The organism is Tissierella carlieri, from assembly GCF_018917285.1.
Lineage (GTDB): Bacteria > Bacillota > Clostridia > Tissierellales > Tissierellaceae > Tissierella > Tissierella carlieri.
In genome coordinates this window covers 21826-37681 of the sequence record NZ_JAHLOH010000044.1, presented here as the reverse complement: position 1 = coordinate 37681, position 15856 = coordinate 21826, and the positions used below count along the sequence as shown (strand labels likewise).

14 protein-coding genes and 1 pseudogene are annotated in these 15856 nt (G+C 30.8%); 2 read left to right on the top strand and 13 right to left on the bottom strand.

The features are described from left to right. Window positions 1-123, top strand: a pseudogene (locus tag KQI38_RS22040) (IS110 family transposase); the annotation flags it as partial. Window positions 124-414: 291 nt separating this feature from the next. On the opposite strand, the gene KQI38_RS15285 reads toward KQI38_RS22040, so the two are convergent. The 3 genes from KQI38_RS15285 to KQI38_RS15275 all read right to left on the bottom strand — a co-directional run bounded on the left by KQI38_RS15285 (window position 415) and on the right by KQI38_RS15275 (window position 3281). Beyond that, window positions 415-1578, bottom strand: a complete 1164-nt coding sequence (locus KQI38_RS15285) for a baeRF6 domain-containing protein (RefSeq protein WP_216560933.1) — start codon at window positions 1576-1578, stop codon at window positions 415-417. Between the two features lie 175 nt (window positions 1579-1753). Further along, complete coding sequence (locus KQI38_RS15280; protein ID WP_216560931.1) at window positions 1754-2260, bottom strand: GNAT family N-acetyltransferase; 507 nt, start codon at window positions 2258-2260, stop codon at window positions 1754-1756. A gap of 34 nt (window positions 2261-2294) precedes the next feature. Continuing rightward, window positions 2295-3281: a D-cysteine desulfhydrase family protein gene (locus KQI38_RS15275; protein WP_216560929.1), complete on the bottom strand. Its 987-nt coding sequence runs from the start codon at window positions 3279-3281 to the stop codon at window positions 2295-2297. A 342-nt stretch (window positions 3282-3623) separates the two neighbouring features. Here KQI38_RS15275 and KQI38_RS15270 point away from each other — a divergent pair, with 342 nt between their 5' ends. Continuing rightward, window positions 3624-5093: a methyl-accepting chemotaxis protein gene (locus KQI38_RS15270; protein ID WP_216560928.1), complete on the top strand. Its 1470-nt coding sequence runs from the start codon at window positions 3624-3626 to the stop codon at window positions 5091-5093. 104 nt (window positions 5094-5197) lie between these two features. Here KQI38_RS15270 and KQI38_RS15265 read toward each other — a convergent pair whose 3' ends face one another. From KQI38_RS15265 to KQI38_RS22665, 10 genes are all read right to left on the bottom strand, one after another. Further along, complete coding sequence (locus KQI38_RS15265; protein WP_216560925.1) at window positions 5198-6190, bottom strand: lipoate--protein ligase; 993 nt, start codon at window positions 6188-6190, stop codon at window positions 5198-5200. 28 nt (window positions 6191-6218) lie between these two features. After that, on the bottom strand, window positions 6219-7850 hold the full coding sequence (locus tag KQI38_RS15260) for an MBL fold metallo-hydrolase RNA specificity domain-containing protein (protein WP_216560923.1): 1632 nt from the start codon (window positions 7848-7850) through the stop codon (window positions 6219-6221). Between the two features lie 35 nt (window positions 7851-7885). After that, the gene (locus KQI38_RS15255) at window positions 7886-9070 is read right to left on the bottom strand and encodes an NAD(P)/FAD-dependent oxidoreductase (protein ID WP_216560921.1); all 1185 of its coding nucleotides are present in this window, start codon (window positions 9068-9070) and stop codon (window positions 7886-7888) included. A 122-nt stretch (window positions 9071-9192) separates the two neighbouring features. Further along, the gene (locus KQI38_RS15250) at window positions 9193-9687 is read right to left on the bottom strand and encodes an FUSC family protein (RefSeq protein ID WP_216560919.1); all 495 of its coding nucleotides are present in this window, start codon (window positions 9685-9687) and stop codon (window positions 9193-9195) included. A 183-nt stretch (window positions 9688-9870) separates the two neighbouring features. Beyond that, window positions 9871-10044, bottom strand: coding sequence for a hypothetical protein (locus KQI38_RS15245; RefSeq protein WP_216560917.1), 174 nt, complete (start codon window positions 10042-10044; stop codon window positions 9871-9873). A 17-nt stretch (window positions 10045-10061) separates the two neighbouring features. Beyond that, window positions 10062-10232, bottom strand: a complete 171-nt coding sequence (locus KQI38_RS15240; RefSeq protein WP_216560915.1) for a hypothetical protein — start codon at window positions 10230-10232, stop codon at window positions 10062-10064. Between the two features lie 73 nt (window positions 10233-10305). After that, window positions 10306-10956, bottom strand: a complete 651-nt coding sequence (locus KQI38_RS15235; RefSeq protein WP_216560913.1) for a hypothetical protein — start codon at window positions 10954-10956, stop codon at window positions 10306-10308. 80 nt (window positions 10957-11036) lie between these two features. Further along, window positions 11037-12461 carry an amidohydrolase family protein gene (locus tag KQI38_RS15230; RefSeq protein WP_216560911.1) on the bottom strand — a complete coding sequence of 475 codons (1425 nt, stop codon included), beginning with the start codon at window positions 12459-12461 and terminating at the stop codon, window positions 11037-11039. 121 nt (window positions 12462-12582) lie between these two features. Further along, window positions 12583-14115, bottom strand: a complete 1533-nt coding sequence (locus KQI38_RS15225) for a Na+/H+ antiporter NhaC family protein (protein WP_216560907.1) — start codon at window positions 14113-14115, stop codon at window positions 12583-12585. Window positions 14116-14335: 220 nt separating this feature from the next. Beyond that, window positions 14336-15685 (bottom strand): sigma-54 interaction domain-containing protein, encoded by a 1350-nt coding sequence (locus KQI38_RS22665; RefSeq protein WP_216560905.1) that lies wholly within the window; start codon window positions 15683-15685, stop codon window positions 14336-14338. Between the last annotated feature and the right edge of the window lie 171 nt (window positions 15686-15856).

The following is a 15856-nucleotide window of genomic DNA, read 5'->3' as shown; positions in this document are numbered from 1 at the left end:
TACTTTATGCTTAAAAAATCTCAAGGTAACAGCCATTATGCAGCTCTCGGCCATGTTGCTCATAAGTTGGTTCGTGTAATATTTAAAATACTAAAAGATAATGTTGCCTTTAATTTAGAATAATTTTTAGAAAAATATATTTTTTAAAAGCATATTTTAAATAGGCTTATTTTGTCATGCCTTTTTTAGATATAATTATTTTTTAAAAAATTTATCTTTTTTATCTTGACAATTCATAGTTGGTCTCCTTTATGTATTAAAATTAACAAAGTACATAATATAGTCTATATTCAATACTTAAGTAAGTCCAATTAATTTCATCTATAAGTGAATGCGTATTTATAGAAAATATTAATAATGATCTCGAAATTAAATAGAAAATCCGAATAAAGATTCTTTATTCGGACTTTCTATTTAATATCTTAATACTGCCGCTACAATGCCACCGTCTGGAACCTTATCTGGATCTACCACATATACTGTTCCACCTCTCGATATAGTAAGAGTAGCCGCGCGCTCCATGAGATCTTCGTTTCCGACCTTTTCGTCTTCATAGAAATCTATCTTATTAGTATCTGGATTAAATTGGCCCCATTGATGAGCCCCATTAGCAATAAATAATGTTTCGATTTGGCCATTATAAGCTTGTGATAATATTTTCTTTAAGGAATTTGAAGACAATCCATTTCGTTGACCTGAAAACTGATTATATTTAGCTTCTGCTAATTCTTGTATCTTTAAAAATTTAGGCTCTATGATTTCCCATGCCATTTTTTGCAAATCATTCCCATACAATATCTCAGGATTACCTTTAATAAATTCATCCAATATATTTGGATATCTACTAATTTCCTTATATACAGGAATTAGATATTCTACTCCAGCAAGAACTAGAGGTATTTCTTCTCCTTTATGCAATTTGTTTAAAGACTCATCAATTGCACGAAAATATCTAGTAAGTTCATTCTTTTCAAAATCATTTTCAACAGCTTGCCCTTGACTTGCCGTATTATATCCAAGTGAAGAGTTACTTACTGGATTTGCAGTACGAATTTGCAGTTTAGTCCTTGGGTCATCATCTATCTTCATGTCCTCCATACTTCGAGGTGCATTCTCCATTACTATTTCCTTAACTGTTTGCCTAGAAGCTTTAAATAACCTAACTTCATTTTTACTTAATGCTAATATATAAAATTGACCATCTGCTGTAAAGAGCGGTAGAAGTGGTTTAGTATAAAATTTATCTGAGATTACCACTTGCTCTTTAACTTCAAATGGAAGGTGATAATAATTCATTTCCTCTGGAGTTATAAATATTGCTAGACCTTCTGTCTGGTTTTGCCAAAATGTTGTTTCATCAATCAAATCACTAGCTGATAGTAAGATGCTTCCAACTTCTGATTTACTTAAACCCATATTAAATAATTTATCTTCTGCTTCTCTAATGCACTGTTTATATCGTATTGGATTTTGTTTGATATCCGGTCCCATACGACAGGTAGGCATATAGATTGATATACACCATTCTTCTTCTGAATTTATTAATTCTTCAAACTTCTTTCTAGTTAGTATATCCATTTTTGCCTCCTTGCGAAAAATTATTTTATAGTTTAATAAACTATTATCTTTATTAATTTGCCCACTATATAATTCACATATGTAGATATTTATTTAGTTTATTAGGCTATATATTGAAAAATTCCCATATGCTCAACTGCCATCTGGGAATTTTTGGATTTTTTTATTTTTAAATTTAAAATTCATTTGCTAAATCAATAAGTGCCTGATTATGTACACGATATACTGTCCATTCGTCCATAGGAACTGCACCTATACTCTTATAGAAATTAATGGAAGGCTCATTCCAATCTATACACCACCACTCAAATCTTCCACAATTCCTTTCTATAGCTAGTTTTGCTAAAAAGGATAAGAATATCTTTCCGTAACCTTTGCCTCTCATTTCAGGTCTAATATATAAGTCCTCTAAATAAATCCCTGGCCCGCCTAGGAAAGTAGAAAAATTATGAAAAAACAAGGCAAATCCTACAGGTTCTCCATCATGCTCTCCAATAATAACTTCAGCTGCTTTCCTAATAAATAATGAATCCATAAGTATTTCTTCCGTCGCAACTACTTCATGTAACAGTTTTTCATAATCTGCTAGTTCCTTAATAAAATCTAAAATGAGTTTTACATCTTTTTCTTCTGCAAACCTGATTTTAAAATGCTCATTTTTCGTTGGTATTAGGGTTTTCATTTTGATTTATCTCCTTTACATTATTTAAAGTCAATTAATTTCCTACTAGATTCCTAGCGAAATTATTCCAACCAAATATTCCACCAGTATGAATAAATAATATGTTTTTATGTTTATCGAATGTTCCCCTTTTAATTTCTTCAACTAATCCATACATAGCCTTACCAGTATATACTGGATCTAGTATTACCCCTTCTTGTTTAGCTAGTTTATGAATAAATTCTATTTCTTGAGGCTCACTCAAGGCGTATCCCTTGCCCACATATCCATCTAAAATATTTATATCTTCTTTATTCACATAAATTTCTTCACCTGTATACTTAGATATTTCTTTGAGCAATCCTAATACAACGTTTTTAAAATATTCGTCATCATCGCATACATTTACTCCATAAATTGTTGCATCAGTGTTTTTAATATGGTTCTCATAATATAATCCTGCATAAGTTCCTCCCGACCCTACGGCAGTAACTATTGCATCAAATTTAATACCAAGTTCTTTTTCCTGATCTAATATTTCTTTCATAGCCTTACAATATCCTAATGATCCAATTCCATTAGATGCTCCCTCAGGGAGTATATATGCTTTATGTCCTTCTTTGGATAATTCACTTTTAATTTCTTCCATAATTTCCATTCTGCTATTCTTATATTCCTCGGCAGTAATAAGTTTAATCCTAGCTCCTAACATCTTATCTAAGAAGTAATTACCTTCTACTTCTGAATCTTCCTTTCCTCTGAGAACAAGATAAGCTCCAATACCAAGTTTTGCTGCTACCGCTGCTGTTGCTCTAGCATGGTTTGATTGTATACCGCCACAGGTAATCAAATAATCGCATTCATTATCCAATGCTTCTTGAACTGCAAATTCTAGCTTTCTGACTTTATTTCCAGATATTTCACTACCTGTTTGGTCATCTCTTTTTATATAGATTTGTGTTCCTAACTCTTGACTCAGTCTCTCTAGTTTTTCAATTTTAGTTGGCAAATTGGCAAAATTAATGGATTTCGGTAAGTTCATAAAATTCCCTCCTAGTATATTGACGTTTCTATTTAATTATATTATACCTATAAAAAGTCACCTTTTCCAATACAATCTATAAAATGATAATATTCTTATTAAAGATTTATTATCCTTAGTTAGCATTGACTTAAATTCATTTATACTTTAATATATTTATGTTATATGCACTAATTAGAAAATTAGTAAAAAAATGTTTATTAATCACACAATTGAGGTATATCTTAACTATTCCTCTAAAAGAATTATTATTTGTATTTACTATAGAGAATAAATGTTATATATTTGATTTTAGCTACAATAATCTAAAAGTCCTACTACTAATAAAGAGGTGATTTTTTTATGTTTAAAAGAATTTTTCACAAGCCACCCTGTGAAGAAGCAGAGTGTATAGTTAAATATGTAGAAGACTCATTGAGTGGAAAAAAAGTTAATGCACCTGATGTTAAATATCCTATTCATATACAAGTTTTCGAACATTTTCAAAAATTACTTACTAATGAAGAAATAATGTCACAATCAACAAAAAAAATGCTTAATATAGTTAGTTCTCTAAGTAGTTTTGATGTTGGAATGACTCACATTTCCAATCAGTTAATGAATTTCGCTGGAGAAATGGGAGCCTTAAGCGAATCTAATCTTGCAATCGTTGAAGAAACTACTGCAAGTATGAATCAAGTAAATGAAGCTATTGATACAACTTCTTCTACCCTAGACAATCTTGCAAAAGAATCTCAATCCTTGGCTCAAAAAAATGATGAAAGTATGAATTTATTAAAAGAAGTACAAAACTTAAAAGATAATGTTGTACAAGATACTGAAATCATGAATGATAAAATTCAACAGTTAGTTAATCTGACTAATGAAATTGGTAAAATAGTAGATAGTGTTCAAACCATAGCAGAACAAACAAATCTTTTAGCATTAAATGCAGCTATAGAAGCTGCTAGAGCTGGAGAACACGGTCGTGGCTTTGCGGTTGTAGCTCATGAGATTAGAAATTTGGCTGATGATACTAAACAAAAATTAGATGGAATGAGGCAATTTGTAAATCATATCCATGATGCTACTCAAGATGGAAAACAGAGTTTAGATAGAACTATGTCATCTACTGGACAAATGAGTGAAAGAATAGAATTAGTTCATGAAACCGTGGGTAAAAATGTAGCAATGCTCAATAATGTAGTTAATGATGTAAATATAGTCTATGAGTCAATGGAAGGTATAAAAATTGCTGCAAATGAGATTAATCAAGCAATGGAATCTTCTAGTAGTGATGCAGAAAGACTTAGTGAGATGACAAATAATATACACAATGAGGCAGTTCAAAGTGTTGATTTTGCTGGACAAATAGCATCAATAGATGATCAGCTATCAGCAATTGTCAGTCATATGTTTAAAGGACTAAAAGGAGGAGTTAATGCTCTTACAAATGAAGAATTACTTGAAGTAATTAATAAGGCTAAGGATGCTCATAAAAAATGGATAGAAGGACTTCATAAAATAGTGGATGAAACTCGTACATATCCACTTCAAACTAATTCTAAAAAATGTTCTTTTGGTCATTTTTACCATTCAATAGAAATAGACCATCCTGCTATTATAGAAGAATGGACATTAATAGATAAGGTACATCATGAATTTCATTCTATAGGAGACCATGTTATCGATGCAATACAAAAATCTGACAAAGAATCTGCAAAACAATTATATAAAGAAGCCGAGACTCTCTCAACACAAATGTTAGATCTTTTAGATAGGGTTAGTACAAAGGTAAAAAAACTTATTGAAAATAACATAGATATTTTTTAACATCATTTTATATGCAAAATGCTAGTAGATATTCTATCTACTAGCATTTTTAAATCAATCATTAAGTGTTATTATTTATTAATTATAATTTTTACTTATAACTTTTATTGAAACATTAAATCTACAAATTCTTCTTTAGAAATATTACCAAAATATTTTTCCAAAGGTTCATTTTCTATTATTTTTGACACTTCCATTTTATCATATTTCTTTCCATCTAATTTTTCTTGAAGTAAAGCTACATCCTCAGTACCAAAGAAATCTCCATAAATCTTGGTATCTGAAATTAATCCACTTACTACATTAAATCTAATATCTATACTTCCAAAATCAAATCTCTTATAATTTTGATAATTTGACTTTGGAGATTCGCCATAATTCCATTCCCAAGTTGAGTATTTTTCTTCAAATAATTTTTGTATCTCATCTAGATCTTCCTGTGATAATTTATGCTCTTGAGGTACTTCCCCTTCCATTTCAAAGATATTTCTAAGCAAAACGTCTCTAAACTCATAGATATCTATATCTTTATCTATATAAGGTTTAATATTTGTTACTCTACTCTTTACTGATTTTACTCCTTTAGATTCTATTTTATCCTGTTTAACATTTAGTGCATTTGATAATACATCTAATTCAGTATCAAATAATAATGTTCCATGATTTAAAACTCTTTTCTTCCATACGGATTGAGCTATACCTGAGAATTTTTTCCCATCTAAAGTAATATCATTCCTACCTGATAACTCACAGTTGATACCAAGTTTTTCTAGAGATTTAACTATCGGTATATTATATTTCTTAAAATCAATTTTTTCAATACCAGTTGACATAGAAATTATACTGAAATTGAGGTTTCCTAAATCATGGTATACTGCTCCTCCGCCAGTTATTCTTCTTACAACTTTTATACCTCTTTCATTTACAAAATCTTGATTTACCTCTTCAATCGTATTCTGATTTTTACCTATTATTATAGCTGGACCATTAATCCAAAGTATTACATAGTCTTCCTTAAGGTCTAGACTTTTAAAGCAATATTCTTCAAAAGCTAAGTTATATCTTGGGTCATTTGAATTATTCACTAAATACTTCATGTGTTCCTCCTTATCTTCTTGTGACTTTCTATTTCCCAACTATAATATTTAAATCCATTAATCTATGCTGTAGGTCTATTAGCCGATTCTTGATTTCATCATATTTCTTAGTTAGGAGCTTATCATCTACCATTTCACTAGATTTATTTATTAAAGCCTCAAATTGATTATATGCTGTTTTCAGCTCATTTTCAATATCTTCTCTGAGCATCTCAGGTAATATCTCAATACCTTTTGTCAATTCAACTTCATTTTTTGCAATGCTGAAGCTGTCATTTATATTAGGAATTATAGTCTCAATTTTGTACAAATGTCTTATGAGAGTAGAAAGTGCATTAGCCGGTTCTTCTTCCCCATGAACTACAAATATTTTTTTGGGCTTCTTCTTAAATTTATTTATCCAGTCAAGTAACATATTTTGGTCCGCATGGCCTGAAAATCCCTTTATATCATAAATTTGTGCCCTTACATGAATCTCTTCTCCAAGTATTTTCACTTGCCTCTTTCCATCTAAAAGTATTCTACCTAAAGTTCCCTCAGCCTGGTATCCAACAAATACTAAACTATTTTTTTCATCCCACAAATTATGTTTTAAATGATGTCTTATTCTTCCTGCTGTAGCCATTCCACTAGAGGATATTATTACCTTTGGAAATGTATATTTATTTAATGCCATCGATTCCTCTTGACTTTTTATATATCTTAAATTGGAAAACTGAAATGGATTATCTCCCTTTAATATAAGTGCTCTTGCCTCATCATTAAAACTGCTTGAATTTCTTTTAAATGCCTCCGTAGCATCTACTGCCATAGGGCTATCTATATAGATAGGAACTTTCATATATTCTTCTACTTCTGGATTGTACTCATAATATTTATTTAATTTATAAATAAGTTCTTGAGTTCTTCCTACTGCAAATGATGGAATGATTACAGTGCCACCTCTCAATACCGTTTTATTAATTATGTCTATTAACTTTTCAGTACTCTCTTCATAACTTTCATGTATAGTATCACCATAGGTAGACTCTATGACAAGATAATCTGCTTCATCTATATAGTCTGGACTATTGATAATAGGTCTTCCTGGCATACCTAAATCTCCTGAGAAAACTACTTTTACCTCCTCATTTACTTCTCTAACCCATAGTTCCAATATAGCTGATCCTAAAATATGTCCTGCATCCTTAAATCTAATTTGAATATTATCATTTATCTTTATTTTTTGATCGATAAAATATGGTTCAAAGTACTTTAAACTATTCTCTGCATCTTTCATTGTATATAATGGTTCTATAGGCTTCTTTCCAGCTCTTTGTCTTTTTCTATTTTCCCATTCTACATCAGATTCCTGTATTTTTGCACTATCTTTTAACATAATCTTACATAGATCATAGGTAGCATTTGTAGTTATTATTCTACCTCTAAAACCATCCTTTACCAATTTTGGAATTCTTCCACTATGGTCTATATGTGCATGTGTTAATATAAGGAAGTCTATTTCACTAGGATTATAAGGAAAATTATTATAATTTAATTTCTCCATTTCCTCATTTCCTTGAAACATTCCACAGTCCACAAGGATATTATATTTCTCAGTCTTTACAAGATAATTAGAACCTGTGACCATCTTTGCTGCACCATAAAATTGAATATCCATAAGTCTACCCCCAGTATTTGTACTCTTATTAAAGCCTATTTAAATCTCTTATCTTTTTCAATATATTCATTTACATCCATATTTGATATAACTGCATTTCTAAGGGCATTTACTTCTTTCAAATCTCCAAAGAGAATTACACCAGCTATTTTGCCATCTTTTGTAAATATCTTATGATGAATATCTCCCTTTTCATCTTTGTATTCATATACCCTATCAAAATCGTTAATAATTCCAGCAGAAAAGAGCTCTATGCTGCCTATTTTCAAGGTCGTAAATATCTTAGGTTGGTTGTATTCTAATTCCTTGCCTGCCATATTTGCCCCCGCTACTTTACCCTGCTCATTTCCTGCAGTCCAAAGACCTAAAACCATTCCTTCTATTTCAACTACATCTCCTGCCGCATATACATTATCTATATTTGTCTTCAAATGTTTATCCACTTTTATACCTTTATCATATTCTATTGTAGTATCTCTAACTAAGTCTAAATTCGGTCTAATTCCAGAAGAAACTAGGATTGCATCAGCCTTAATATTTCTCTCTCCATTTAGCTTTATGCCTACTGCTTTACCTTCTCCAGTTATTTCTTCCGCTTGAGAAGAAAGATAAACTTTAAATCCAATACTGGAAAGTTTCTCTTCTAATTTATTAGCTATTTCTTTGTCTAATTGCCTAGGCAATAAATAAGGTGCAAATTCAATTATACTCACGTTTTTTCCTAATTGTTTCAAAGACCATGCCGCCTCAAGTCCTAAAAGTCCTCCACCAATTACTGAAACATCTTCACAAGATTTCATATAATCCTTTATATAATGTAGATCCTTTAAAGTTCTTAGTGCAAATACGCCCTCTTGATATTTTCCATTGATTGGAGGAATAAATGGACGGCTTCCTGTTGCAATTAACAGTTTTTCATATTCTATTACTTGACCATCGTCAAGCTTTACCTTATTATTTATAACATCAATATCTTCTACAAATTTTCTGAGCATAACTTTAATATTTTTATCTTGATACCAATTTTCTTTGCTAACTAATAAATCTTCATCAACAAAGTCCTTAGATATATATTCAGTTAATTTCACTCTATAATAAGTAAGTGTTGGTTCATTGCTTACCATTATAATAGTACCCTCTTCACTATTAGATCTTATTTCTCTAGCTGCTGCAAGACCAGCTATTCCATTACCTATAATTAAGTATTTTGCTTTTTCCATATTGTCCCCTCCTAAAGAATTATCTTCATAATTATTACCCATTTTAATATGCATTACACAAAAGCCTCCATAAAAAGGAAGGCTCTAATTAGAATAATTTACTAAATTGTCATGTCCCTAGGTCATAAGGCTCTGTTTATAACAAGCGAAACTCCTATTCCTATAAGAGTATCAATTACCCTATTTAATGCAAAATACATTGGCGCCATATCTCCACCATGAGATACTGTTATACTCAAAAATACTACACAACTAATATAAGTAGAGTTTGGAGCTTTTAAATATACATTTGAGTAAATTATTGGAATTAAAAACAAACTTAAAACTAAATAATGTATGTAATTAAACAATTCTATCTTAAAAAAGCTGATCAAAATTATGGCTATGAATCCATATACTCCGCCAATTAATGTACCTATTATTCTACTCTTCCCAGCTTGCCAACTATTTTTACTGTCATTCTGCATACAGAGTATTGCTGCTATAACAGAATAAAAAGGCAAAGATTTTTTAATAAAACTTATTAAAAAGCAAATATATACAGCTATAACTGTTTTAATAACCCTCATTCCAAGGAATTTAATTCTTCTATCCTTCTTATTTTCAATAGACTGCATAATCATACTCCTTATCTAATATCAGTATAAAATCTTTATAACCATCAAATTTGCTGGAAAGCTATGGAAATATCCTTTAGTTTTATACTATCAGAATATAATAATATTTTCAATAATTTGAAACTAAAAAAACACCTTCTGATATTAGATTATCAAAAGGTGTAGATGTATTAGGTCTTATATTTAAATCTGTTTGGAAGATTCTTTCATACTTTTTAATAAGGCTAAGGCTTCTATTGTACCCGCTAGTTTAGTCATATCATCATTCTCTTTGATTGATTCCATTTCACAGATATTACAGATTTCACCCTCGCCTATAAAGCTTTTTTCACATTGCTTACAATTCCTTATAGTCATTTATAGCATCCTCTTTACTATTTATCATTTTCTTGATTTTGCTTGTTTGGGGTAGATATAAGCCCTCTATTGTTTTTCATATCTTCATTATCTATTATACCAATTTCTCCTGCAAGTTCATAACTCATAGCTCTAAAAAAGTTTTTATCAACTATTTCTTTATTTTCTCTATTTTCTTTTTCTCCCAATATTATCACCTCATATGTAGTTTTTCTATATCCTAATATTACATACGAGGAAAATTAAGGAATGTTTTAATAATTAGACCTTCATTGTCTTTTGCTTCATTTTCCCTAATGTTAATATCAATCCTAAAATCATTGACAATAATGCAGCTATCAAAATCCTATATTTTTCTGACATTAGAAATGTTAGTGTATTTGCTGGTATCCATATCAATGGTATTGTAGTAAATACCTCAAAGCATATAAAAGATGTCCAATCTATAATTTCTATTACTTCCTTAAAACTTGTTCGATTCTTTTTATATCTTAAATCAATATAGGTAGTTCCTATCCTTTGTAAACCCATCATTACTGGCCCTGAAGTTGTATTCATAATTATACTAGTGAAGAAAGCTGTAAACAAACTATTGTTACCTACCAATAGTCCCTTTTTTTGAGCTCCTATAACTCCTTCACTAAATATTGTAAACATTAAGGCTACTAAAGATCCAAAAACTCCCCAGATCCCAATTCTCCAGATTAGTCCTTGTGTTTTTTTCCATATCTTTGAATTGATTCTCTCGGATAAGAGTTCTCCCATTGTTGCTAGAATAGAAAATTTAATAAATCCATCCCAATACATATGTCGAGATATAAATTGAGAGTAAAATTTAGTTATTGTAAATAAGAGAAACACAACCAATATACTTATAAATATAATATCCTTTTTTAAATTATCTTTTTCCATATTACTCTTACCTTTTCATATATTCTTTAAAAAAGACAAGCAAATCATTTTGTCTTTTTTATTTTATTATATTGTTTATCCTATAATTTATTTTCTTCCATAAATCTAGAATTTGTACCATTTATTTCAAAGAACTCTTCTGAAGCCCTTTCTCCTATTCCATTTGTGTATTCAGCGACTGCATTAAAATACTCATCTTCATCTATATCAAGTACTTTTCCATCTTTATAGATGATTTTACCATCTACAACAGAAAGAACTACCTCTTCGCCTCTAGCACTATATACTAAATTTGGTACGATATTTCTCATTGGTTTTGTAAATACGGGTAACATAGAAGGTTTATTTAAATCTATAGCAATAAAGTCTGCTCGTTTACCTACTTCAAGGGATCCTATTAATTCTCCTAAACCTACTGCTTTTGCGCCTTCTATTGTAGCCATACGCAATGCTCTCCAAGCAGGCATAACTTCAGGATTCTGATATTTAATCTTATTAAAAAGTGTAATTAGCTTCATTTCATTTATAATGTTGTGACTATTATTTCCAGGAGCCTGGTCTGAACCTAGTGCTACATTACCACCTGCCTCTTGAAAAGTAATTGAAGGGCATACTAATCCATCAATGATACCAATAGATCCTGGACAAACTATCATCGATGCTCCAGATTTAGCTACTTCCCTTGCTTCACCATCATTGGCATCCGTTAAATGGACTGCTATTAAGGTCTCATCTAAGTAGCCAATTTCCTTTAACCATTCAATAGGTCTTTTTCCATATCTCTTCACAACTTGATAAGTCTCTCTATCACCTTGTTGTGTATGCATGTGTATCTTAGTATCTTTCTCCTTCGCTACTCTTTGAATCTTAAGTAATAAATCTTTGCTTAAGAAATCTGGTCCTTGGGGTCCAAATAATATCTTAATAAGTCCATTACCTTTATTATGCCATTTTTCAAATAGTCTTATATTCTCTTCAAAACTTTTCAGTCCCATTTCTTCATCGTATTCATATAATTCTCCTGGTTTATAAACTCTCCTTCTAGCTTCCCTAATGGTACTAGTAATATTTCCTCTGACACCTACTTTATGGATAAATTCACATACAGGCTCCATATAGGCCTCATAATCCCCAATAGTAGTAGTACCAGCCTTAATGGCTTCTATAATAGCCATTCTGCTGCCTGCCAACCTTTCTTTATTAGTAATTACATTATCAAATGGTTGCAGTCCGTACATCATCCAATTATTTGTATCCTGGGCTAAACCTCTCATAATGGCTAATCCCGTATGCATATGGGCATCTATAAACCCAGGAAATATTGCATGATGACTTAAATCTAGATTTACTTCCCCATTATATTCCTTCATTATTTTATCTACTTCATCTATTGCTACAATCTTCCCAGAATCTACTACCATAGCCACGCCAACCTTATATCCAACTCCAATTCCTTCCATCGTATAAAAATGAGGTGCTTTAACTATCATATCTACTATCTTCATCTTATTCCTCCTTAATGTCCTATAGATTTAAATTTCACATATATTTTATATTAAAATCATTCTAATCTAGTTACACTAGACTTTCCTAAAATAAGTAACTATTAGCTTGATAACTCTGATATTATTTCACACTAACTTCTTCTGGTTTTGAAAATCTATTCATAAGAAATATTAATCCAACAAGAACAATTGCTGTAACTCCTATACTTAAATAATATTGACCAGTAAGTCCTCCGAATAAGAAACCACAGAAAGCAGCTGTTCCTACAATAACACCATAGAATAACTGAGTTGTAACATGAACTATATGATTACATGCAGCACCTGTTGAAGACATTATTGTAGTGTCTGAAATAGGTGAACATTGATCTCCAAATAAACCTCCACCAATTACTGCCCCTACAACATAAGGTATGGGAATATTGAATGAAATAGCCATCGGTATAGCTATAGGCATCATAATTGCCCAAACACCCCAAGAGCTACCTGTTGCAAATGAAATTAATGCACTAAATAAGAAAATCAAAGCGGGGACTAATCCACCAGTTAAGTGGTTTTGAACCACATTCGATAAGAATGTACCAACTCCCATAGTGCTTGTTAATCCACCCATAGACCAAGCTAACACTAATATAAATGGGACCATTATAAGTTCTTCCATACCTTTAACAAAACCATCAAAAGCATCTATAATTTTAAATAATCCAGTTGTTACACCTACTAAACCAGCGGCAACTCCTCCACCTATAAATCCCATAGAAATGGCTAAAACAATATTGGCATTGACAAATGCACCTCGAAATCCGTTAGTAACTATATTTCCACTCCAAAATATTGTAGCAAATATAGAAAGAAACAGTGAGGCCATAGGTATGATGAAGTTTTTAATAGTTAATTTATATCCTTCTGGTAAAACAGTTTTAGATTCTGTAATTATTGACTCAACTCCGTCTGGTAACAGTTTTCCAGTTTCCCTAGCTCTTTTTTCTTCTACCATCATAGGTCCTATATCCATCCCAGTAAGAGCGACAATTAATACCATTATCATTGCGAAAAATCCATATAGGTTAAAGGGAAACATCTGTAAATAAATCGACCATTCATTTCCTTCAATGGCAGCAGCTGTAAGTTGAGTAGCAATTAACCCTGCTATAAAAGGTCCATAACTGCTAATAGGCGAAAATGATGCTAAATTACATCCCATTGAGTCTAAAATATAAGAAAGCTTTGCTCTAGATACTCTAGCCTTATCTGTAATAGGTCTCATAATTGTTCCAAGAATCAAGCATGGCTCAGTATATGAAAATATAAATGAGGATGCCCATGTCACCACTTGAGCTTTTTTAGGAGTATCAATCTTTTTAGTTGTTATTTGAGCAAAAGCCTCAGCAGCACCTGTTATTCTTAACATATAAGCGAATCCTCCAGCTAATGTTACTAATAAGAGCATTCCTCCATTATATGTATTTCCTATAGCTGGAACCATAAAATCTGACACAACTTTTGTGAAGCCAACTAATGGATTATATCCACTAATAATAGTGGCACCTACCCATACACCGAAGAACAAAGACAATAAAGTCTTTTTCGTCTTTAGAGCTAAAATAATAGCAATAATTGGTGGTACTAAACTTAAGAAACCATAATCTGACATGAAAATTTCCTCCTTACAAATTTTATTTTAATTCAATATTTTATAGTTGCAAATCATATGCCAATTATTTTCTCGTATTTTCAGACTCTTCATAATAATCTTGACACAAGCAATCAAAATATTTTGACCAAAATACTATAACCAAACAATAAAGGGACAAAAAATCTTGACCCATGGTCAAGATTTTTTGTCCTTAAGCTTTATTTAAATCACATTTAATTTATTTTAGATTATATTTAGATAATTTATAGCTTAATGCTTGTTTAGACAATTTTAATTTCCTTGCTGCTTCAGCTATAGTCTCAGATGAAACCAATGCATTTATCAATAATCGCTTTTCATAACTTTCTACTTTTTCAACTAATGACATTTCTTGATTGTTCAATTCAACGTTAAGTAACTGATTTTTAAATTGACTTACTAAATAATGTGGTAAATCTCTTAATTGTATATATCTAGATCCAATAATGTTAAATGCACCCTCTATAACATTTCTAAGTTCCCTAATATTACCAGGCCAACTGTAATTCAAAAATAGCTCTTTAACTTCATCACTAAGTCCAATTATGGATTTATTCATCTTTGAGTTATATCTAGAAATAAAATAATCTGTTAAATAAGTAATATCTTCACTCCTTTCCCTTAATGGGGGAATATCTATTTGTACTACATTTAATCTATAATATAAATCTTCTCTTAATGTATTTTGCTCAACACATGAAAGAGGTTGCTCATTTAGAGCAGTAATTATACGTATATCTGTATCAATGGGTTCTGTTCCTCCAATTCTTGTTACCTTTTTCTCTTCAATTGCTTTTAATATTTTGCTCTGCATATTGATATCCATTGAATTAATTTCATCTAGAAATAATGTCCCACCATTTGCAACTTCAAATAGTCCCCTTCTATTCTCAGCACCAGTATAGCTGCCCTTTACTGTACCAAATAAAATACCTTCCAACAAATTCGATGGTATAGCTGCACAATTCTGAGATATAAATTTATTACTATTTCTATAGCTATAACTATGTATTGACTGTGCAATTAGTTCTTTACCAGTGCCAGTTTCACCATAAATCATAACAGACGAATCTGTATTTGCTATTCTCATAATTTTAGATTTGATTTCATTCATAGCTGGTGATTTTGTAATGATATCATTAAGCTGATATAATCTTTCCTTCTCATTATTGCTACGAGTAAGAATAATACTCTGACGCTCATTTTCATTAACACACCTAGCAAGATCAATGGCACCAACTACCTTGCCTTCTTTCACTATAGGCAAAGTACTATATATGTTAGTTATATTTTGCCCATGTTTTGTTGTTAGATATTCAATTTGGTCATATATTGGTCTGCCATCCTTTAAAACCCTCATGATACTACTAGTTTCTTGTGTTAAATAAGGATGAATCTCTAGTATACTTTTACCTATTATCTCATCCTGCCTTAGATCATATATATCCGATCTCATATTCGAATAATACTCTATAATGCCTCTATTATCAGTAATTATTATACTATCAAAGTAATTATTGATATTAAGAAGACTTCCAATATTTATCACATTAAATCACTCCCATTATACACTAACAGAATAAAGTAATTAATATAAATATATCATACTGATAAATAAGTATAAATAGTTTTGTCTCATTATTAAAAAATTCCTATGTAATATAGATTACGATGTGCAATATATTACACATCGTAATCTAAGATAAAAGAACAATTACCT

Coding starts and splice junctions, on each gene's coding strand:
- KQI38_RS15285 (WP_216560933.1), bottom strand. CDS start 1,578: ATGGATATACTAACTAGAAAGAAGTTTGAAGAATTAATAAATTCAGAA.
- KQI38_RS15280 (WP_216560931.1), bottom strand. CDS start 2,260: ATGAAAACCCTAATACCAACGAAAAATGAGCATTTTAAAATCAGGTTT.
- KQI38_RS15275 (WP_216560929.1), bottom strand. CDS start 3,281: ATGAACTTACCGAAATCCATTAATTTTGCCAATTTGCCAACTAAAATT.
- KQI38_RS15270 (WP_216560928.1), top strand. CDS start 3,624: ATGTTTAAAAGAATTTTTCACAAGCCACCCTGTGAAGAAGCAGAGTGT.
- KQI38_RS15265 (WP_216560925.1), bottom strand. CDS start 6,190: ATGAAGTATTTAGTGAATAATTCAAATGACCCAAGATATAACTTAGCT.
- KQI38_RS15260 (WP_216560923.1), bottom strand. CDS start 7,850: ATGGATATTCAATTTTATGGTGCAGCAAAGATGGTCACAGGTTCTAAT.
- KQI38_RS15255 (WP_216560921.1), bottom strand. CDS start 9,070: ATGGAAAAAGCAAAATACTTAATTATAGGTAATGGAATAGCTGGTCTT.
- KQI38_RS15250 (WP_216560919.1), bottom strand. CDS start 9,687: ATGCAGTCTATTGAAAATAAGAAGGATAGAAGAATTAAATTCCTTGGA.
- KQI38_RS15245 (WP_216560917.1), bottom strand. CDS start 10,044: ATGACTATAAGGAATTGTAAGCAATGTGAAAAAAGCTTTATAGGCGAG.
- KQI38_RS15235 (WP_216560913.1), bottom strand. CDS start 10,956: ATGGAAAAAGATAATTTAAAAAAGGATATTATATTTATAAGTATATTG.
- KQI38_RS15230 (WP_216560911.1), bottom strand. CDS start 12,461: ATGAAGATAGTAGATATGATAGTTAAAGCACCTCATTTTTATACGATG.
- KQI38_RS15225 (WP_216560907.1), bottom strand. CDS start 14,115: ATGTCAGATTATGGTTTCTTAAGTTTAGTACCACCAATTATTGCTATT.